Here is an 18939-nt window from a genome sequence, read left to right as displayed (position 1 = left end):
CTGCTCGAAGCCAGACCATGAAGGGCTGGAAGGTTGCTTCTGCTCCTGAACAGGTTGCTGCTCGAAGCCAGACCATGAAGGGCTGGAAGGTTGCTTCTGCTCCTGAACAGGTTGTTGCTCGAAGCCAGGCCAGCTAGGGCTGGAAGGCTGTTTCTGCTGGACTGATGGCTCTGGTACAGGATTAAAGGAAGCAGCCCATTGAGATTCTACTGGCTCCGAAGCTGGAGCCTTTTGCTGTTTGGGTATTGCAGGGAACTCGCCCAGGGTTGCCAGTGCCGAAGAGAGTGAGTCATCTGACAGCGACGCCACAGTTTCTGGCTGTGGTTGTTGCTCGGTTGATTTTTCTACAGGTGTATTGTTTTGTTGCGCAATGGTTGAGAGTGTATTAGGCTCCATCGGGACAAAGCCCTGTGCATAGAGCTTCTTTTCTAGCTCTTCCAGTGAGGCAACAATATTTTGTTCGTTCACCTGGGCCTCTGAGATATCAGATTGAGTATTACCAAACAGTTGGGTTGACCAATCCGGATGCTGCTCAGCAGGCGTTGCCCATGATGGCAGTGACTCTTCTTTTTCCTGAGCAGGCTGCTCGAAACCGGACCAGGAAGGACTGGAAGGTTGTTTCTGTTGTGCAGGCTGCTCGAAACCGGACCAGGAAGGACTGGAAGGCTGTTTCTGTTCCTGAATCGGCTGCTGTTGCTCGAAACCGGACCAGGAAGGGCTAGAAGGCTGTTTCTGTTCCTGAATCGGCTGTTGTTGCTCGAAGCCAGACCAGGAAGGACTGGAAGGCTGTTTCTGTTCCTGAATCGGCTGTTGTTGCTCGAAACCGGACCAGGAAGGACTGGAAGGTTGTTTCTGTTGTGCAGGCTGCTCGAAACCGGACCAGGAAGGACTGGAAGGTTGTTTCTGCTCCTGAACAGGTTGCTGCTGTTGCTCGAAACCGGACCAGGAAGAGACTTCCTCTTTTTGAGTCTGAGAAGTCTCAAAAGATGGGGCTTGTGGCGCATTCGGGTATAGCTGGCTGAGCCATGCAGGTTCGTCTTTTGGCTTCTCGGGCTGAGATACTGTGTTGTCTGGCATAGTAGCGGCTGGTTGTTGCTTGTTCTCTGCCAGAGCAGACGCTTCTTGAACGAGTTGTGGTTTCTCGTCATCCTCGATGGATTCCGCGCCGATAGATTTCAGCCATTCGGGGCCAAACGGGATAACATCATCGTCGTCGCCCATACTGAAGGCGGGAAGTTCCTGTGAATCTTCGCTCCAGCTCGGGCTAGAGGGCTGCTGTACAGAAGCCTTTGTTTCTTCGGGGAGTTGCTGCTGTTCGACCGGTTGTTGTTCTATCGGAGCGGGAACCGGAGGGAGTTCAGTGCTATTCACTTTACGCTCGCTCGATTGGGTCAGCATATTCAGCCATGCTGGCGCAGCCTGGTTCTCGTCCTGTTTCTGTGCATTGTCCCAGTTACCGCTGAAAGATACTTCATTGCTGATCGTTTCGGCCTGTGGTTGTTGCTCATTGTTTGTCGGAGTGGCTGCGAACGCTGATAAGCTTTCCCATGAAGAAAACTGCTCAGATTGTTCAGAAAGTGAAGGTTGCTCCTGCTGAGGAGAAGTGAAAAGCTGACCAAAATCGGCAACAGGCTGTTCTGGTTGCTGATTCTGAGTTTCCCATGAAGAGGCTGACTGCGAGGAGCTATCCAGGTATGCAGCGAAGTCTGGAATATCCTGATTGTTAGCACGGGCGGCATCTTCAGGTGTGGCCCACATATTGGTTTTCGCGACGGTATCCATCCACTGCGGGAACATCGTTTCCTCTGGATTGCTGTTGACGGGCGTGGATGAGGGCGTAGTTTCAGGATGGACAGCGGGTAGACTGGCCCAGCTTGGCAACTCATCGGAGAAGCCGTGGGACGAGTAGGCAGTATTTGAGGGTGTTGCGCTGACAAGCTCATCGGCAAAGGCGGGGGCCCCGCTGCGCGCTCCTTCCGTATCGAGCTGTGAAGGTTCTTTGCGGAGAAGTTGCAGGAACGGCTCATGAGCTTGTTTGACGAACATATCGGCAAAAAGGTCCTGAGCAAGCTGAAGATCAGGGTCGAGTTTCTCAGCCTGTTGAAGCAACTGCTGCGCCTGACGCATATCTTTCGGCGAAGTGACATGAGCGAGAAGCAGAAGCGCCTTTACACAGCCCGGCACTTCCTGAAGAATCTGGTTTGCCAGTTGCTCGACCCGGTCATAGAGCCCTTCGCGCCAGAATGTTTCAAGCAGACCAGTGCGTGCATCCAGGCGATCGGGAGTAGTTGCAAGCACTACTTCCCATTCCTGAATAGCCTGAATGAATAAACTGCCCCGCATGTAGAGGCGAGCCAGGCCAGCGCGAGAATACATAAAGCCCTGCTGTCCAACGCGGGCGCTCAATGCATTGAACTCGTTGCGGATCTGGCTGTTGCCACGGCTCAACTCGTAGGCCTGCTGATAGCAATCAAGCGCTGTATCATAATCACCCTGTCGCTCACTGATTAATGCCCGGTCGCAGTAGACAACAACATTCTCCGGGTCATTGGTTAGAACCCAGTCGAATGCTTGCTGAGCATCATCGAGATTTCCCTGAGCCAGGTACACTTCGCCGAGGAGTCGCTGCGCCTCCAGCGACTCCGGAAAGTGGGCAAGGATATTTTGACAACGCGCAAACGCGTCGTCAATGCGACCGCTACTGATGGCATCTTCTGTCTCTTGCAGGTACTGACGAAGCGTTACTTGTGCCATAAAAATAGGTCTCCTCTTCCCTCTTTACACACCTGTTAGCAACGTATTGAAGTACTCAGCGTGCCGGACGTTTTCCGGCCCGATGATGGCAAGGCGTCGCCACTCGGGAGCGAAGCAATAGCGGGCTACACGCTGAATATCCTGTGCTGTCACTGCATTCATCCGCTGTTCTGTTTCTTCCATGCTGCGTACACGATTCTGAAGACATTCCTGACTACCAAGCCAGGAGGCTACCTGCTGGGTACCTTCGAGGCCGAGCCAGAGGCCACCACGCATATAGGCTTTGATCCGTTCCAGCTCGTCCTGGGGGATTGGTTCGTCACAGAGTCGTTGCAGCTCTTTCACTATTGCGCGTATCGTTTTCTTGGTGTGTGCCGGGTCCACTCCCGCACTGATAACCAGGCTTCCCGTCTCGTTGTAGCTATTGTAGTAGCTTCCTATGTCATATGCCAGCCCCTGCTCTTCGCGGATAGACAGGAAGAGCCGCGAGCTCATACCGTCACCAAGCAGTGCGTTGAGCAAGAGGAAAGGGTAATAGTCTGGCGACAGGTATGAAACGCCGAGTGTCGCGAGACAGATATTGGTTTGTTCGGTTGCCTTCTGGATCGAACGCACCGCCGATACGTCCCGAGGGGGAAGACTGAGTTTCCAGCGTGGACCCTGTTTCGCTTCCCAGTCGGCAAAATACTTTTCTACCAGTTGTTTGCTTTGCTGCGGGTCAATATTGCCCGCGATGCTGATAACCAGGGAGTTTGGGCGATAATAGGAGTTCAAGAAGGAAAGCATGTCTTCCCGCTTGAGTCCTTTGACGGAGTCAATCGTCCCTGCGTCATCGCGCCCCAGGGGCAAATCAGGCCACATAACCTCATCAGCAAGCAGGCTAACCCATTCGGCTGGATCGTCTTGCGTTGAGCTAAGTTCTTCTATGATAACATTTCGCTCTTTTTCAAGCTCTTCAGGTAGAAAGAGCGGATGCCGCACCATATCTGCCAGCACATCCAGCACATTTTCAAGATACTCGCCCGGTACACGAGCTGTGTAGTGGGTAATCTCTTTCCCTGTGCTCCCGTTAAATACCCCTCCAACACCTTCTATCGCCTCGGATATATGTTTTGCGGAAGGATAGCGGCGGGTCCCCTTGAAAAGCATATGCTCGATAAAATGTGAGACGCCTGCTATACGATCTTCTTCGTAGCGTGAACCGACAGAAAAAAAGAAGCCAATGCTCGCGGAGCGCATACCAGGCATCTGAGCGGTCAACAAACGTAGTCCATTTTGCAGCGTGGTTCGCTCGTAGTTCATGTAGATTATTCGTCAGGCACTCAGCCTCTTTCACCTGAGAGAAGAGGGCCGTGATCTCCTTATAGTTCCTGATAAGTCAAAAAAGGTGAATTTCAATAAAACGCGTACAGTTGCTATTTTACTTTACTCAGAATCAGCTTATCTCGCTGTATTATAGACGTTTTAGCGCATTGTCGCAACTGGAAACCATGAGAATAGGAAGAAAAGTTGCTCATCCTTATCCAGGATATGTAGGTTGAGTGGGTGAGATAGGGTCGCGTTGGCGCATAATCTCGGTATATATAAAATAAGAAGGGAGGCAGTAAATGCCTGCCCTTCCCTTCCTATCTCTGTTGCTTACTAATCAAAGAGATCATCCAGTGGTCCGCTGTCGTGGTCAAAGATATCATCAACCGCATCTAAGAGCATAAAGCCGCCAATTGCCGCTGCTGCACCACCCAGTGCACCGACCGCCATTTTTCCGCCATCACTTTGCAGGAAGCCGCCTTTCTGCGGTTGCAGGTTGGGCGGGAGCTGGTTTGCCTGAATTGGTGGGATACCGAGCAAGCTCTGATGGCAGTTCAGACAATGCGAGGCGCCAACTGGTGAGAGCGCGCGGCAGGTTGGGCAGAGAATCACCATCTGATTGGGAGCAGGTTGGAATCCGCTATATGGTGGCTGCTGCGGATAGGGCTGCCCATAGGGTTATTGTGGATAGGGAGGCTGCCCATATGGCTGCTGCGGATAGGGAGGTTGCCCATATGGTTGCTGTGGGTATGTCTGTTGTTGTGGATAATGGACCTGTTGCTGTTGATAGTGGACCTGTGGTGGCTGGGGCTGCTGGTAGGGCTGTGGCATCTGCTGATTGCCCGGATAGGGTGTCGGCGTGGGCTGCTGCCCGTGAGCCAGCGGCTGTCCACAACCATGACAGACCGACGCACCCGGATCATTCTGTCGTCCACAGCGCTGACAGATCGTGGGGCCGCTATGGGCTCCGGGACTGCTTATATTGGTGTTTGGATTGGTGCCCATGCCGGTACCAGTATTGGGGCCAAGATTATAGCCACATCCCGGGCAGAACACGCTTGCCATCGGAACCATTGTATGACAGGACGGACAGGGGCGACTTTGTGGGGTCGAGTTGTGTGGCTGCGCCGCCGTTGGCTGGAGCGCGGTGCCACAATGCTGACAAAATGCGACATCGGGAGCTGTCTCGGCATGACAGCGCGGGCAAAAGGCATAGCGTCCGCCAACCTGTACGGGGGTGCCGCATTCGGGACAGAACTTTTTGCCGGTAACATCGCTACCACAATTTCTACAGGTTGCCATGAAAAGGAACCTCCTCATATATGCGTTGTCGGTTGTCGACACTCGATGCTGCATGAAAACAAAGGCAGTAGGATAAGTCCATACAAGAAATGAACGTATCTACTGCCTGCATCTCAAATTCGCGCTTCCTTATACAATGTATACGAAGTGCTCGCCGCTTTGTTGTGTGTAGGCTAGATAAGAATCTGACCATCTTTCAGAAAGAGGGTATCATCAACCCAGACTTCACCCTTTGTGCGCAGGTCGCAGATCATATCCCAGTGTAGCGCTGATTTGTTCAGACCGCCCGTTTCTGGATAGCTGGCACCAAGCGCCAGATGAACGGTGCCACCCATTTTCTCATCAAAGAGAATGTTTCTGGTGCCACGAGTCACGCGGGTATTGGTACCAAACGCGAACTCTCCGAGGTATCGTGCGCCCTCATCCAGTGCTAGCATTTGTTCAAGGATCTCCTGGCCGACGCGAGCACTGGCTTCAACAACTTTTCCTTCCTTGAAGACAAGGCGAATCCCCTCAACTGCGCGTCCACTGTAGGTTGAAGGAATATCATATTGAATGACGCCATTGGCGCTGTTCTCGACCGGGCTGGTGAAGAACTCACCGCTCGGGAAATTGCGCTTGCCGTCGCTGTTGATAAAGATACGATCTTCAATTGATAGGGTCAGGTCTGTGCCCTCGCCCAGGATATGCACTTTCTTTTTCCCTTTGAGCCAATCGACAAGACGCTGCTGGTTGACAGAGAGCTCTTTCCAGCGGGCTACCGGATCGGGATCATTCAGGAAGCAGACATCAAAGACGAACTCTTCAAACTCGCGGAGCGACATATTGGTATCCTGAGCATACCCGATTGTCGGATAGAGCGTCAGGGACCAGCGGAAGTCTCCCGCCTGTTCGCGCTGCCGGAAGATCTGGGAGATATGACGGCCAGACTGCCGTGAGAGGGCCAGACGCGCGGGATCGACTGAGGTCAGGGCTCGCGTGTTGATCTCCGACTGGATGAATAGACGAGCGGTGATATTTTGTGCCAGAGCTTCCTCAAGAAAGGTCGGTCGGGAGGTAAGCTGTTCCTCGCTGGCCTCGCGCAGGAACACCTCGTCCTGGGAATCGAACTTGATGACAGGGATCGGGTATGCGCCTGCACGTAGCACCTCGCGGTACACCGCCTCTATCAGCGGAGTCGCTACCGGAGTCGCATGAATAGCAACGATATCGCCTGGTTTGAGATACAGTGAATATTCAACGAGCGTTTTTGCCCAACGGTCAATGCGGATATCATGCATAATGAACGTTTCGTCCTTTGCCAGGGAATTTTCTTTGTATTGTAACACGCTTGCCTGGCCGTTTCCAGGACGTCGACGCGCTTATTGCGCTACCTTCCTTTTGTACCAACGATAGAGCACATACCCGATACCACCGAGAAGACAGAGCGGCAGCAAGACGCCAAAGAGGATGAGGTTCTCGCGCTTCTCACAGGCAGCCCGTTGCTGAGGGTCAGTATAGCGCTGGCAACTGGATGAAGAGTGGCTGGTCCGCCTGGGCGGTCGATAGCTGCTCTTCTTCTTTTTTACCGTAGAATGATGGTTGCCACCCTTCAGCACATGATGCACGCCTGTCTGCTGTTGTGCGTGGGCGGTAACTGCTGGCAGGAATGCGAAGGCCGAGAGACAGAGAAACAGGATCAGGAGAACCGATAGCCGAAAGTGTTTTTTGTGCTGCATTGTTCCTTTCCAATCTGGTGGTATGTCTCACAAAGAAGATGCAAGAGGCAGGGGAGGAATGGTCCCCTGCTCATAGGAGGGTAAACGAGGAGAGAGGCGAAAATTCAAATGGATGGATTAGCGCGGCTTGGTGCCCAGGGTGGTCAGCAGAATCCAGAGTGAGCGGAAATCTTCGCTCTGCATTTCGGCCATACTCTGCTGATAAACCTGGTCCAGCTCCTCCTGAGTGCTGATCCCCCATTTGGTGATAAAGGGCTGCACCAGCTTATAGCCAACCTCCAGATCATGATAGAAACCCTCATGATACGGTGTGCCATAGGAGAAGTCTACCACGCAGGCCTCTTGCTTGATCTGCTCGAACCCGGCCTTCTGATAGAAGTCTGCCAGCATATGAATGAGGCCCATGTGCAGGCCATTTGGCGAAAAATTGTGCCGGGCTTTATGGAAGGCGCTGCTGATCAGCCAGGAGTACTTTTCAAAGGCCTGCTTGTTGCTGAAGCCCCATTCCATCTCGGTGACGCGAAGAATCCCGCCCGGGCGCAGAATACGTTTGCATTCCTGGATGAAGATGGGCCAGTGCGACGCCTGCATAAAGCCAACAATAAAGCGAGTGTTCACCATATCGAATGAGTTATTGGGAAATTCCAGACGATTGAGCGCGTTCATGACATGAAAATGGGCATTCTCAAGCCCCTGAACGCGAGCCTGTGTTCTGGCATACTCGATCATGCGCGTGCTGATATCAATACCGGTGACCTCGATGTCGGAATGCGCGTAGGCAGTATCGAGCACCCATCCGCCGGGACCACAGGCGATATCAAGTATATCGTTGATATCAGTGATATCGATGTTTTCCCGCTCAGGGAAGATCCCACCCATTGCGCTGGTAATCAGGCGATCCTGCTTGAGCAGGCGTGTCATCTCAGCGGCGCTTTCCGAGTCAATGACATACGTGTTGTATTCATTCTTTCCGAAATATTCCTGTGGGTCTGTCATACTCATAGCCCTCCTTTGTGATGAGTGACCCGTTACTCCTTTTCGGTGACTCCTGCTGCTAGCTGGATAAACTCCTCTTCGAGTTCCTGCCAGACCTCCTGTTGCGCTTCGTGCAGAGACAGGAGACGACGTTCACTGGCAGCCTGAGCCATTTTCTGCGATACGCGCTGATTGACGTACCGAAAATAGGGCTCTTGCTGGCTCTGCTGAGGCATAAGGTGTAGATGGATGTCTTCAAGCGCATAAAATTCGTGGTCTTGAAAGGCCAGCGCGACCAGATTTGCGTAATTCTCGATCAGGCGAATGTGGCTATCCTGAAAATACTCAGGATAGGGGCTTGATGCAACCAGACTGCCAGCCACTTTTGAGTGACGGAGCAGGGGATAAGCAACAGCGCTCTCCTCTTGATCTGTCCAATGGGCAGGCGTGGGCGAGGCGGGTTCATCGCGGCGGCTTCGCACTGCCGGGCGATAATGGAGAACTGCGGTACCTGCCAGCGATTCACTGCCCAGAAACAGCGTTTTTGGCCCGCTCGGGTTGCGCTGCTGTTTTGAGCACAGGCTGCTGATCTCGCGCAAGCTGCGCACTTTTTGGCCCTCGCGAGGTGGAACACAACTGATGATACTGAGGGAAATGCCTTCGTGCTCAGGATCGAGGAGTGAAAGGGCCTGCTGCAAGACCAGATCTATATATTGTTGTGGATAGATAGAGCGTGGTGTGTTGGCATGATGGTTCAGCGCTTTGGCATAGAACTCAGCGGGTGGAACGGATGGAATCCGCTGGACCTTTGCTTGTCCCTGTTCGACCAATTGAGGAAAATCTTGCTCGATGAGCCGAACAAACTCCTGAGCATACGCGCGTGGTATCGCTTTCAAGAGCGTGCGCATATTGTCTTCGCGCGGTCGTGATTCGTTCGCAACCCACCGATGGAGTGTAATTGGCTTGACCCGGATCTCCTGCGCTATTCGTTGTTTCTCATGGGGGTCTTTAATCAGAAAATCGAGTAATGCATTCCAGCTTGTGAAGTTAGTCGGCTCGCTCATAGCTCTCCTTGCCCATTCTGGTGATGTTCTACGCTTTAGAATTTTTCCAGAGTTTCGCGCATCTATCATAGCACTTTGATAATAAAAGTTCAATTCGTGGTAGGAACAACGTGAATTTTTAATACTTTTTTTATACGCCTGGTCGCTCATTACAATTGTCTACATTGTGTGTTGCATGTGTTCACATATGTTGTAGAAAAGGGAAAGGAGGGCTACAATAATACTGACATTGAATACCGGACAAAAAAGAGACACCCGACGAGAGGTCGGGTGCCCTTATGAGTCGTTGCTTGCCTAGCTGATGCGCTCTAACGCACTATTGATGGTGCGGCGTACGATGACGCTTGCCATCTGCTTGCGATACTCTTCGGAGCCGTGAATGTCGCTGACCAGTTCCAGTTCATCGGCGGCATGGCTGGCTGCATCGGTAATCGTTGCGGTGTCGAGTTGCTTGCCAATAAGTGCCTGCTCAACCGCTCGGGAGCGTTCAGTTTTCATCGAGGCGCCGGTAATGACGACGCTGGCCGCGGTGCAGGTCTTATTTGCGTCCAGAGTGAGCACCACTGCGCTGCCAACAATCGCGTAATGCGAGGCCTGGTTTGCGAGTTTCTGATAGGCACTGCCGGTGTGAGCGGGCGGGCGGGCGAAACGGAGCTCGATGACGATTTCATCCGGTTCCAGGGCCGTTTCAAATGCGCCCAGGATGAAATCATCAGCGGCGATGGTGCGTTTCCCCCCGGGGCCCTGCACCACGATCTCGCCTTTGAGTGCCAGAATAACGCCGGGCATATCGCCTGCTGGATCAGCGTGTGCGATACTGCCGCCAATCGTGCCCCGGTTGCGGACCTGCTGATCGGCGATAATGCTGGCACATTCGACCATCAGGGGAAAATACTGTTGCAGCAGGTCCGAGCGCTCGATCTGGGTGTAGGTGGTCAAAGCGCCGATCGCAATGGTGTCCTGCTCCTCTTTGATGTACGAGAGTCCCTGAATTCGGCCAATATCGACAAGGTGTTCAGGCTGTGCCAGCCGGAGTTTCATCGCGGGGATCAGGCTATGTCCGCCAGCCAGTATCTTCGCGTCATCACCGTACTGCTGAAGTAATGACAGCGCCTCATCCACCGTTTGGGCGGGATGGTAATCAAAAGCTGCGGGTATCGACATAGAAACTTCTCCTCATCTTTCCTCTTGATGTGTGTGGGCTTTTTATGGTTGCTGGTGGATGATCCGCCAGATTTTTTCCGGTTTAAAGGGCATATCCACATGAGCGACATTGAGCGCATCTGCGACAGCGGCCACAATTGCCGGAGTTGATCCGATCGTGCCGGCCTCGCCGACCCCTTTCACGCCGAGCGGATTGACTGGCGTGGGCGTGACCGTGTGATCGAGCTCAAATGGTGGAAAGTCTTTTGCGGCGGGAACCGCATAATCCATCAATGTCGCTGTCAGTAATTGCCCCTCGTCATTGTACTCGACGCTCTCATAGAGCGCCTGCCCGATGCCCTGCGCCAGCCCTCCGTGAATCTGCCCCTGCACGATCATCGGATTCAATTGACGGCCACAGTCATCGACGGCGACAAAGCGCTTGAGATGGACCTGACCGGTTTCCTTGTCGATCTCGACGACCGCGATGTGACTGCCGAAGGGGAAAACACACGCGTCGGGCTCAAAGAAGACGGTGGTTTCCAGGCCGGGTTCGATCCCTTTGGGCAGCGTATTCGAGAGGTTGGCCGTCATAGCAACCTCGGCGAATGTCACGGCCTTTGAGGGGGCCCCCTTTACGGAGAACTTGCCATCTTCGAGCGTCAGATCATCCGGGCTGGCCTCGAGTATATGGGAGGCAATCAGCAGCATTTTCTCTTTGAGCTTCTGGACCGCGTTAAAGACTGCCGAGCCGCCGACTGCCGTGGTGCGGCTGCCATAGGTGCCGCGTCCCTCGGGCGTGGAGTCGGTGTCGCCGTGCAGGATCAGCACGTTCTCAACTGGAATGCTGAACTCCTCAGCGACAATCTGGGCAAAGGTTGTTTCTTCACCCTGTCCATGCGGCGAGGCTCCTGTGTAGACAATCACTGTGCCGCTCTGCTCCACGCGTACGCGAGCGCTTTCATAGAGCCCGACCGGTGCTGAGCCCTTCGGGCCAAAGCCGCAGATCTCGATGTACGACGAGATGCCGATTCCGAGCAGCTTGTCACCTGACTGCTGCTTCTGTTCGGCGCGTAGCTGCTCGTAGCCGATCAACTCCATTGCCTTCCGCAAGGCGGCGTGATAGTTTCCGGAGTCGTAGACGGCACCGGCAGCCGACTTGTAAGGGAACTGCTCGGGCTTGATAAAGTTGAGCAGACGAATTTCCGCCGGGTCTTTGCCGAGTTCGCGGGCAACAAGGTCCATCGCTCGTTCAACGACATAGGTAGCTTCGGGACGTCCAGCGCCGCGATAGGCGTCGGTTGGGGCCTTGTTGGTAAAGACAATATCCGCGCTCAGGTGGACGGTTGGAATGTCGTAGGCGCCGCAGGAGACGGGGTAGCCAAATGCCAGCATAATCACGTCGGTGAAGAGCTGGCAGTATGCTCCCATGTCCGAGATCCCATGCACCTTCAGGCCGGTCACTTTGCCCTCGCGTGTGGCCGCAACCTCAATATAGTCAATCTGGTCGCGTCCGTGAACGGTAACCGCCAGATTCTCGCTTCGGTCCTCGATCCATTTGACGGGGCGACCAAGCAGCATACTGGCAAGCGCGGCCAGAGCCTCTTCAGGATAGACATTGAGCTTCGAGCCAAAGCCGCCGCCAACCTCCGGCACGATCACGCGTACCTGATGCTGTGGCAGGTTCAGTTGTGCGGCCAGAATATTGCGCAGCAGGTGCGGAATCTGCGACGAGCTCCAGAGAGTCAGGCTTTTATCTGCCTTGCGAAAATCGGCCACAACGCCCCGGGTCTCCATTGAGACGGGGGCTACGCGGTGATTGACCAGCCGCGCTTTCACCAGGACGCCGCCATTGGCCTGCGTTTCGGCAAAGACACGCTCGATCTCGTCGGTCGGCGGGTGGACACTGTGGGCAACATTGGTCCCGAAATCCTCATAGAGAATCGGAGCGTCGGGTTGCATGGCTTTTTCGGCATCAACAACGGCGGGAAGTGGCTCATAATCAACTTCGATCAGGTCAAGCGCGTCCCGGGCTGCGTAGGGCGTTTCTGCCAGTACAATCGCGACTGGATCGCCATAGAAGCGTACTTTGCCTTCAGCCAGGGGGCCACGGCATCCCATGCCTTCGGTAATATGTCCAAGAGGAACGGCAACGGCGATATTGCCGACTTTCCCTTTCAGGTCTTCTGCTGTGTAGACCGCGACCACGCCGGGCGCTTGCAGGGCGGTTGACACGTCAATGTGTTGGATTCGTGCATGTCCATACGGGCTGCGCAGGACCGCCATATGCAGCATACCCATGAGCTTGATATCATCGACATAGGTTGCCTGTCCGGTAATCAGGCGCGGGTCCTCCCGGCGTTTAATTGACGTGCCGAGCATAGATGCAATACCCATGAAAATATCACGTCCTTTCCCAGGCAATGGAAACACTGTTAACGCGGAAGAGATGGTTGCTTGTTATGAGCCGGAGCTGCTGCTGTGCCGAAAGAACAGGGAAGCGATTACTCGCCTCCTGCTCCGACGGGTTCTGTCTGCTCTGCCTGCATTTTCTCTGCAGCATACTGGACGGCACGAACGATGTTCTGGTAGCCAGTGCAGCGGCAGATATTGCCCTCAAGGCCCTTGCGAATCTCGGCTTCGCTCGGGTTGGGGTTGTTTTTTAGCAGTTGAGCCGATGCCATGATCATGCCGGGAGTACAGAAGCCACATTGCAGGCCATGCTTCTCCCAGAAAGCTTGTTGTAACGGGTGCAGGCTGCCTTCGGGAGCAAGACCTTCAATGGTGGTGACCTCGCCGCCATCGGCCTGAACGGCAAGTACGGTGCAGGATTTCACTGCCTCGCCATTCAAATGTACAACGCATGCGCCACACTGTGAGGTGTTGCAGCCGACATGGGTGCCGGTCAGATCGAGTACGTCACGTAAGTAGTTGACCAGAAGCATGCGGGGCTCGACCTCAGAGTGATGTTGTTTCCCGTTGACGGTGACGGTAATAGAGCGCTTGTTTGCCATGAAAAATACCTCCATCTCGCCTGTGCCCGCTTTCTATTACAAGGGCAACAAAAATGTGTGCGGGCAGAGAGCCTCTCTAAACTTACTATATAGGGAAAGTCTATCGATGTATCAGAAACCTGAGATATTGCTGGTGGATGGAGCAAGGTGCAAGAAAGCGATGCTTCGCAAGAAGGAACTCGGGATGTCACATCGCGTGACGCCTGTTGCTGTGGTCGCCTCCGAGGAAAGCCCATACATTCGCCTCTTCTTCACGCCTGCTCTGTGTGATTGTCGGGAACAACCTACAAAGCCGATCATGGACATGCTGATCGTGCACGTTTTCTGTGATGATAAAGAGCGTAGCATATCGGGAGAAGGGATGTCAATTCTTTGACAGGGCCATTTTGTGGCGCGATGCCTTGAGAACGAAAGAAGGGAGCCACTGTTCCAGCGTGGCCCCCTTCTCGCAGATAAATATGAAGCGTCTTCACTTGACTACGACAGTGAGATTCATATTCGGGTGTATGGTGCAGTAATATTTAAATTCTCCCGCCTGATTAAATGGCCCGACGGTGATGGAGCCAGTGCCACTGACAGCAACAGCGCTCAGCGTTGGCGCGTTTGGCTCAGACATCGGTTTGGCTTTACCGTTATCCCAGGTTCCGTTCGAGATATAGTGTGTGGAAGGAACGGCATTTACCAGCGTGATGGCTTCTCCCTTTTTGATTTCAACCTTTTTGTCGATGAAATCGGCTGCACCCATTTTCACTTTTGTCTTCGCCTCAACCTGAGCCCGGACCGAGCAACCGGCAAAAATCACGGTGGTCAGCGAAAGAGTAAGTATAATCAGGACGGTGACGAGGATACCTTTTTTATGCATGGATGTTCCCTTTCAGTCCTCCGAAAAAAGAGATTTTTTCTCCTGTGGATATGAGCATCTGTTCTTCAACATCACAGGGAGGTGTTACTAGTTCTTACTATAGCAAAGAGATCTGTACACCTGTCAAGTTTTCCACGATTGGCCTGAACGCTATAGAAGAGCGTCCTGGGCTTAAAACGTGCCCCACAATAATACACCTTCCTTCGGGCTCTTTCAACGCCTGCTTTTGCTGAGAAACTGGTTTGCCTGGCAGAAACCTGTTTTGTTGGTCGAGGGCACAAAAAAAGAGGTAAGACGATAAGCCTTACCTCTGAAGTAGCGCATACGGGATTCGAACCCGTGATCTCCGCCTTGAAAGGGCGGTGTCCTAAACCACTAGACGAATGCGCCAGATAGTGTTCGAATAGAGAAAGAAGTGGTAGCGCATACGGGATTCGAACCCGTGATCTCCGCCTTGAGAGGGCGGTGTCCTAAACCGCTAGACGAATGCGCCCTGGTTTGTATTGTTGTGATAGGGCCGAAACCCTATCACTCTGGTAGCGCATACGGGATTCGAACCCGTGATCTCCGCCTTGAGAGGGCGGTGTCCTAAACCGCTAGACGAATGCGCCTTAGTATTTTGCTGGTCTACCGTTCCCGGCTGACCACGGGGTACATAATACCTGAACTTTCCGGGCTTGTCAAGGGTTTTTTCTCTGGATTTCCAGAAAATGGTCAAACCGGGGTAGAGAATTCCCTACCCCGGTTGGTTGCTCACTGTTGCTCACGACGCAGGTCGAAACGGTGTAGTTTCCCTTTGTAGTAGACCGAGAAGGCCAGCCGAGACCAGTTGTTGAGCCAGTGAGGTTCAGTAATCACCTTGTGCTCGTCGCTGATTTGAAGCCCGGCTGCGCCGAAGATGGCTGCCTGCCAGACGGCTCCGGCACAGGCGGCATGAATCCCTTCGGGCGTGTTCCCACGCAGGTTCTCGATATCGACCATTGCGCCTTTCATAAAGAGCTTATAGGCTTCTTCCAGGTAGGCCAGTTCGCACGCCAGCACAACATGCAGCGCGGGAGTTAACGACGAGCCATAGTCATGATCGGTAATGGGGTAATAATAGTCCCAGTTCACGCGCTTGGTTCGCTCGTCGAATTGATCGCGTTGCAATGTCAGTAGCATCAACACATCGGCCTGCTTGATGATGCGATATTTCTGGACCGCCTCAACCCCCAGGATACCCTGGAAGGAGTCGCGGCGTCCCTTGAACTTGCTCTGATCAAGCGGTTCGAGTTGAAAGAACCCGTCAAATTGCTCAAAGAGGCCACTCTGTCGTACTTGAGGCACGCGCATGTGTTGGGCGACGTCGAGCCAGTATGAGATGCGTTGATTGGTCAGGCGCAGCTTTTCTCCAAGCTCGCGCTCTTTCTCTGGTGCATTCAGGGCCAGCCAGCGAAGCGCATCGAGTGCATAGAGAATATTCTTGCTCGCCATATAATTGGTAAAGGCGTTGTTGTCGACATGTTCGTGCCACTCATCGGGTCCGATCACATCATTGATCTCGTACTGGTTGGTCTCCTCGTTTTTCTCCACCCGGCTAGCCCAGAAGGTGGCTGTGCTCAGCAGGATTTCCGCCCCATAGTCGCGCAGAAAGGCGTCGTCCCCCGTGATCTGCCAGTATTGCCAGACGGCATAGGCAATGCTGGCCGTGATATGCAACTCAATGAAGCCGTTGAGAACCGGAACGACCTCACCGGTTTCCGGGTGCACAATCGAGACCGGGGTTGTTTCTTCGCCGTTGAGCGTGCTTTCCCAGGGATACTGTGCCCCTTCATACCCGTTGCTGGCCGCTTTCCGGCGGGCGGCATCCAGCAGGTGATAGCGGTAGAGCAATAGATTACGCGCTACTTTGGGCATCACAAAGGTATAGAAGGGCAGCATAAATACCTCAGTATCATGGAAGACGTGACCGCGATAGCCGAAGCCGGTCAGACCTTTGGCGGCAACGCTATAGCGATAATCATGATCCGAGACATTGATGCGCAACTGATAGATATTGAAGCGCATGCCACGTTGTGCTCGCTCATCGCCCTCAATGACGACGTCTGCAATCTCCCAGAAGGTGCGCCAGGCCTCTTGATTTCTGGCAAGCAGTTCGTTATACACCTGCCGGTAGTGCCCGGATGCGCTGTCTAACAGCTTTTGGAGATGCGCAATAGACTTTTCGCGCGGATTATGCACATCGCGAGACGTGTACATCACCACAATTTTGTCTGCGGTGAAGGTTTCACCCGGGGCTAGCTTCCCATTGTAGCGGATGCTAGGCGCGATATCCGAGTCCAGCATCATGCGCTCGAACTCCGGTGTATCGCTGAGGAAACACATCGACTGGACGAGCTGGACAAGGGTCTTCTTGGTCTCGGTATGGAACCATGAGATATCGCCCTCACTCCTCTGGTCAACCGATTCCCAGTGCATAACGTCGTAGTTACCTTCAGCCAGACTGATTCCACTCCAGATAGAAATGTCACAGGGCTGGTTGTCTGGTGTCTCTTCAATAGTCACGGTGTAGCGAATCGCGCCTACATGCTCATCGGCAAGGCTGGCGAAACGCTCCGTGTCGAGCCGAAGGCGTATTCCCTGATCGCTTCGCCAGGTGACAGTACGGCGCAACAAGCCCTGTTGCATATCCAGGCTGCGCTGATATGCCAGGATTTGCCCCCGATCAAGGCGGAAGCGCTCGCGATTGACGAAGAGCTTAATGGGAATCCAGTCGGGGGTGTTTGCCAATTCCTCACGGGCAACCGGAATGTCATCAAATACCCCAAACAGGAGTGTCGCGGCGTTGTCTCTTGGGTATCCTTCCTCGTATGTTCCACGTGTACCAAAGTAGCCGTTCCCGATTGTGAAGACGGTCTCATTGCTGTGGATTCTTTTCAGTGTGGGTTCAAATGTCTCTTCGGTTATGTGCCAGAGATTCACAAGAACGCCCTCCCTACTATCTTTATGCAATCTCTCAGGGCTATGGGATTGCTTTAGTCCTCCAGTAAATCCGATAGCCGCTTGTGATCCAGGGTTGGGAGCACTTTGTCTGCACCCTGGAAACGCTCTTCGGGCCCGATGGCAACCGCTCTCATTCCCGCCTTTTTGATCGCTTCGATGCCCGCGGCGGCATCTTCGACGCCGAGACACGCAACAGTTGGTGTGTGCAGCAATCCAGCGGCATAGACAAACAGGTCTGGAGCCGGTTTTCCATTGACAACACTATATCCATCGGCGATACCGTCGAAGTAGGGAGCGATTTGGAGCCGTTCCACGACGGTACGACAGTTTTTACTGGCCGATGCAATGGCGGTTTTGATGCCTGCTGCTCGGATTTCTTTCAGCAGGTCAATCCCACCTGGAACGATTTCATCAGGCGTCATCTTTTCAATAAGTGCATTATAATACCGGTTCTTGCGCTCCATCATTTCCTGGATTTGTTCCTCGCTATACTGTCTGCCACGAATCAGGTACATAAGCGAGTCCCGTCGACCCACGCCGCGCAGGTGGGCGTCATTTTCCTCTCTGGTAAATGGAATGCCCTCATCATCGGCGAGATGTTTCCAGGCCTGAAAATGATATTCCGACGTGTCAGTAAGCACTCCGTCAAGATCAAAAATGATGGCTTTTGGTCTTTCCATAAAAAAACTCCTCGTTGAGGTATTTGGTCACAATCAATTTTTTTGATCTATAGTGGCGCGGTAGGGCTTTCCCTCGGCGCTTCTTCACATACTTTCTTTGTTCTATTCCCATTAACGAATGAACGGTAACAAGAGTGAACATTCCGTATAGAAACTGATACATTTGTGTAGGGAAGAGGCCGGGTTTCTATTCTGTAGAGGTTATGCATACGCTGCCAGCGCTTCTTAGCTGCATTTTACCTGCTCCGGCTTGAAATCGCAAATCTGCATCTTTCTCTGTCAACATGTTATCGCGAATGTTTCTTCTTTGTCGTTCGTTCTGTTACCCTGCTGTTGGATGTGCCGAAGTTGCTCCAGAATCGTATTACCATGTAGAGCAAGGTGGCTGTTACTGTTCTTTTTGATGACAAGGGAGATGTGCCGCGCATGAATTACCCCGTTTCATTTGGTGTTCCACAGATCATTTTAACCCTGATGGTGCTGCTCGGACTCAGCTTATTGTTCTATTCTCTTTTCACGGTTGTGAAGCGCCATCGGGTGGTGTTTGATGAGGAGAGCGGCAAACGCTATCGTGTGCGGCGGCGCGTGCGCTGGAAGCATGGAGCGAGCGGCGGGCTGCTGCTCGCTCTGGCGATTCTGTTGCTCTGGGCCTCATCGCTGCTGCAAAGCTATATCGCGCTGACCGGGGATGTGCTGGTTGCGCGTGTGCAGGCTACATCATTCACCAATATGCCGCATTCGATGAACCTTGAATTGACACAGTTTGATGAGAACGGCAAGGTAAAGGCGAACAATAGCTACCTCGTGAAGGGCGATCAGTGGATGCTTCAGGGCAACATCTTAAAGTTTCCAGGCTGGATGAACCTGCTCGGGTTTCATACTGGATATAAGCTGACTCGCCTTCAGGGGCGCTATGAAGACCCCAATCTTGAGCGAACCGCTGAGCGAACTGTCATAGAACTGAATGGAGGCGATGGCGACTTTTTTAAGACGGTCTATAAACAGGCGTGGTCATCCCCCTTTGTAGAGGCGGCGTATGGGCAGGCGGTCTTTTTGCCTGCGGATGGTTTGCCCTACAACATTTATGCCAATCAATCAGGCATCTATGCCAAACCGGCCAAATGAGGCGTGAGCGCG

16 protein-coding genes and 3 tRNA genes are annotated in these 18939 nt (G+C 53.3%); 2 read left to right on the top strand and 17 right to left on the bottom strand.

The window, feature by feature from the left end; translation table 11 throughout:
• The 11 genes from EI42_RS00835 to EI42_RS00785 all read right to left on the bottom strand — a co-directional run.
• The coding region (locus EI42_RS00835) for a tetratricopeptide repeat protein (protein WP_211325981.1) at positions 1-2754 on the bottom strand (2754 nt) is incomplete at its 3' end.
• A gap of 24 nt (positions 2755-2778) precedes the next feature.
• The gene (locus EI42_RS00830; protein WP_111317736.1) at positions 2779-4056 is read right to left on the bottom strand and encodes a M16 family metallopeptidase; all 1278 of its coding nucleotides are present in this window, start codon (positions 4054-4056) and stop codon (positions 2779-2781) included.
• Positions 4057-4395: 339 nt separating this feature from the next.
• Positions 4396-4677: a hypothetical protein gene (locus tag EI42_RS00825; RefSeq protein ID WP_111317734.1), complete on the bottom strand. Its 282-nt coding sequence runs from the start codon at positions 4675-4677 to the stop codon at positions 4396-4398.
• Positions 4678-4740: 63 nt separating this feature from the next.
• Positions 4741-5364: a double zinc ribbon domain-containing protein gene (locus tag EI42_RS00820; RefSeq protein WP_170142262.1), complete on the bottom strand. Its 624-nt coding sequence runs from the start codon at positions 5362-5364 to the stop codon at positions 4741-4743.
• A 173-nt stretch (positions 5365-5537) separates the two neighbouring features.
• The gene (locus EI42_RS00815; RefSeq protein WP_111317728.1) at positions 5538-6644 is read right to left on the bottom strand and encodes an aminopeptidase; all 1107 of its coding nucleotides are present in this window, start codon (positions 6642-6644) and stop codon (positions 5538-5540) included.
• An 81-nt stretch (positions 6645-6725) separates the two neighbouring features.
• Complete coding sequence (locus tag EI42_RS00810) at positions 6726-7082, bottom strand: hypothetical protein (RefSeq protein ID WP_111317725.1); 357 nt, start codon at positions 7080-7082, stop codon at positions 6726-6728.
• A 117-nt stretch (positions 7083-7199) separates the two neighbouring features.
• On the bottom strand, positions 7200-8078 hold the full coding sequence (locus EI42_RS00805; RefSeq protein ID WP_170142261.1) for a class I SAM-dependent methyltransferase: 879 nt from the start codon (positions 8076-8078) through the stop codon (positions 7200-7202).
• Between the two features lie 32 nt (positions 8079-8110).
• A complete protein-coding gene (locus EI42_RS00800) occupies positions 8111-9121 on the bottom strand; it encodes a GAF domain-containing protein (RefSeq protein WP_170142260.1) in 1011 nt (336 codons plus the stop codon).
• Between the two features lie 294 nt (positions 9122-9415).
• Complete coding sequence (locus tag EI42_RS00795; protein WP_111317718.1) at positions 9416-10285, bottom strand: FAD binding domain-containing protein; 870 nt, start codon at positions 10283-10285, stop codon at positions 9416-9418.
• Positions 10286-10327: 42 nt separating this feature from the next.
• A complete protein-coding gene (locus tag EI42_RS00790) occupies positions 10328-12661 on the bottom strand; it encodes a xanthine dehydrogenase family protein molybdopterin-binding subunit (RefSeq protein ID WP_111317715.1) in 2334 nt (777 codons plus the stop codon).
• A 107-nt stretch (positions 12662-12768) separates the two neighbouring features.
• Positions 12769-13278 carry a (2Fe-2S)-binding protein gene (locus tag EI42_RS00785; RefSeq protein WP_111317712.1) on the bottom strand — a complete coding sequence of 170 codons (510 nt, stop codon included), beginning with the start codon at positions 13276-13278 and terminating at the stop codon, positions 12769-12771.
• Positions 13279-13384: 106 nt separating this feature from the next.
• Between EI42_RS00785 and EI42_RS00780 the strand changes: the two genes are divergently transcribed.
• Positions 13385-13654: a hypothetical protein gene (locus EI42_RS00780; protein ID WP_137686085.1), complete on the top strand. Its 270-nt coding sequence runs from the start codon at positions 13385-13387 to the stop codon at positions 13652-13654.
• Between the two features lie 93 nt (positions 13655-13747).
• On the opposite strand, the gene EI42_RS00775 is transcribed toward EI42_RS00780, so the two are convergent.
• The 6 genes from EI42_RS00775 to pgmB all read right to left on the bottom strand — a co-directional run bounded on the left by EI42_RS00775 (position 13748) and on the right by pgmB (position 17802).
• Complete coding sequence (locus EI42_RS00775; protein WP_111317707.1) at positions 13748-14140, bottom strand: cupredoxin domain-containing protein; 393 nt, start codon at positions 14138-14140, stop codon at positions 13748-13750.
• Between the two features lie 316 nt (positions 14141-14456).
• A tRNA-Glu gene (locus EI42_RS00770) sits at positions 14457-14530 on the bottom strand.
• Positions 14531-14556: 26 nt separating this feature from the next.
• Positions 14557-14633 (bottom strand) — tRNA-Glu (locus EI42_RS00765).
• 41 nt (positions 14634-14674) lie between these two features.
• Positions 14675-14751, bottom strand: a tRNA-Glu gene (locus EI42_RS00760).
• A gap of 142 nt (positions 14752-14893) precedes the next feature.
• Positions 14894-17101 carry a glycoside hydrolase family 65 protein gene (locus EI42_RS00755; RefSeq protein ID WP_170142259.1) on the bottom strand — a complete coding sequence of 736 codons (2208 nt, stop codon included), beginning with the start codon at positions 17099-17101 and terminating at the stop codon, positions 14894-14896.
• Positions 17102-17154: 53 nt separating this feature from the next.
• Positions 17155-17802, bottom strand: coding sequence for a beta-phosphoglucomutase (gene pgmB, locus EI42_RS00750; protein ID WP_111319511.1), 648 nt, complete (start codon positions 17800-17802; stop codon positions 17155-17157).
• 426 nt (positions 17803-18228) lie between these two features.
• Here pgmB and EI42_RS00745 point away from each other — a divergent pair, with 426 nt between their 5' ends.
• On the top strand, positions 18229-18927 hold the full coding sequence (locus EI42_RS00745) for a hypothetical protein (RefSeq protein WP_111317700.1): 699 nt from the start codon (positions 18229-18231) through the stop codon (positions 18925-18927).
• Positions 18928-18939 lie beyond the last annotated feature (12 nt).

Source organism: Thermosporothrix hazakensis (genome assembly GCF_003253565.1).
Lineage (GTDB): Bacteria > Chloroflexota > Ktedonobacteria > Ktedonobacterales > Ktedonobacteraceae > Thermosporothrix > Thermosporothrix hazakensis.
Note: the sequence above shows the minus strand (reverse complement) of the source record. Positions and strands in the feature narration are given on the sequence as shown.

Coding starts and splice junctions, on each gene's coding strand:
- EI42_RS00830 (WP_111317736.1), bottom strand. CDS start 4,056: ATGAACTACGAGCGAACCACGCTGCAAAATGGACTACGTTTGTTGACC.
- EI42_RS00825 (WP_111317734.1), bottom strand. CDS start 4,677: ATGGTGATTCTCTGCCCAACCTGCCGCGCGCTCTCACCAGTTGGCGCC.
- EI42_RS00820 (WP_170142262.1), bottom strand. CDS start 5,364: ATGGCAACCTGTAGAAATTGTGGTAGCGATGTTACCGGCAAAAAGTTC.
- EI42_RS00815 (WP_111317728.1), bottom strand. CDS start 6,644: ATGCATGATATCCGCATTGACCGTTGGGCAAAAACGCTCGTTGAATAT.
- EI42_RS00810 (WP_111317725.1), bottom strand. CDS start 7,082: ATGCAGCACAAAAAACACTTTCGGCTATCGGTTCTCCTGATCCTGTTT.
- EI42_RS00805 (WP_170142261.1), bottom strand. CDS start 8,078: ATGACAGACCCACAGGAATATTTCGGAAAGAATGAATACAACACGTAT.
- EI42_RS00800 (WP_170142260.1), bottom strand. CDS start 9,121: ATGAGCGAGCCGACTAACTTCACAAGCTGGAATGCATTACTCGATTTT.
- EI42_RS00795 (WP_111317718.1), bottom strand. CDS start 10,285: ATGTCGATACCCGCAGCTTTTGATTACCATCCCGCCCAAACGGTGGAT.
- EI42_RS00790 (WP_111317715.1), bottom strand. CDS start 12,661: ATGGGTATTGCATCTATGCTCGGCACGTCAATTAAACGCCGGGAGGAC.
- EI42_RS00785 (WP_111317712.1), bottom strand. CDS start 13,278: ATGGCAAACAAGCGCTCTATTACCGTCACCGTCAACGGGAAACAACAT.
- EI42_RS00780 (WP_137686085.1), top strand. CDS start 13,385: ATGTATCAGAAACCTGAGATATTGCTGGTGGATGGAGCAAGGTGCAAG.
- EI42_RS00775 (WP_111317707.1), bottom strand. CDS start 14,140: ATGCATAAAAAAGGTATCCTCGTCACCGTCCTGATTATACTTACTCTT.
- pgmB (WP_111319511.1), bottom strand. CDS start 17,802: ATGGAAAGACCAAAAGCCATCATTTTTGATCTTGACGGAGTGCTTACT.
- EI42_RS00745 (WP_111317700.1), top strand. CDS start 18,229: ATGAATTACCCCGTTTCATTTGGTGTTCCACAGATCATTTTAACCCTG.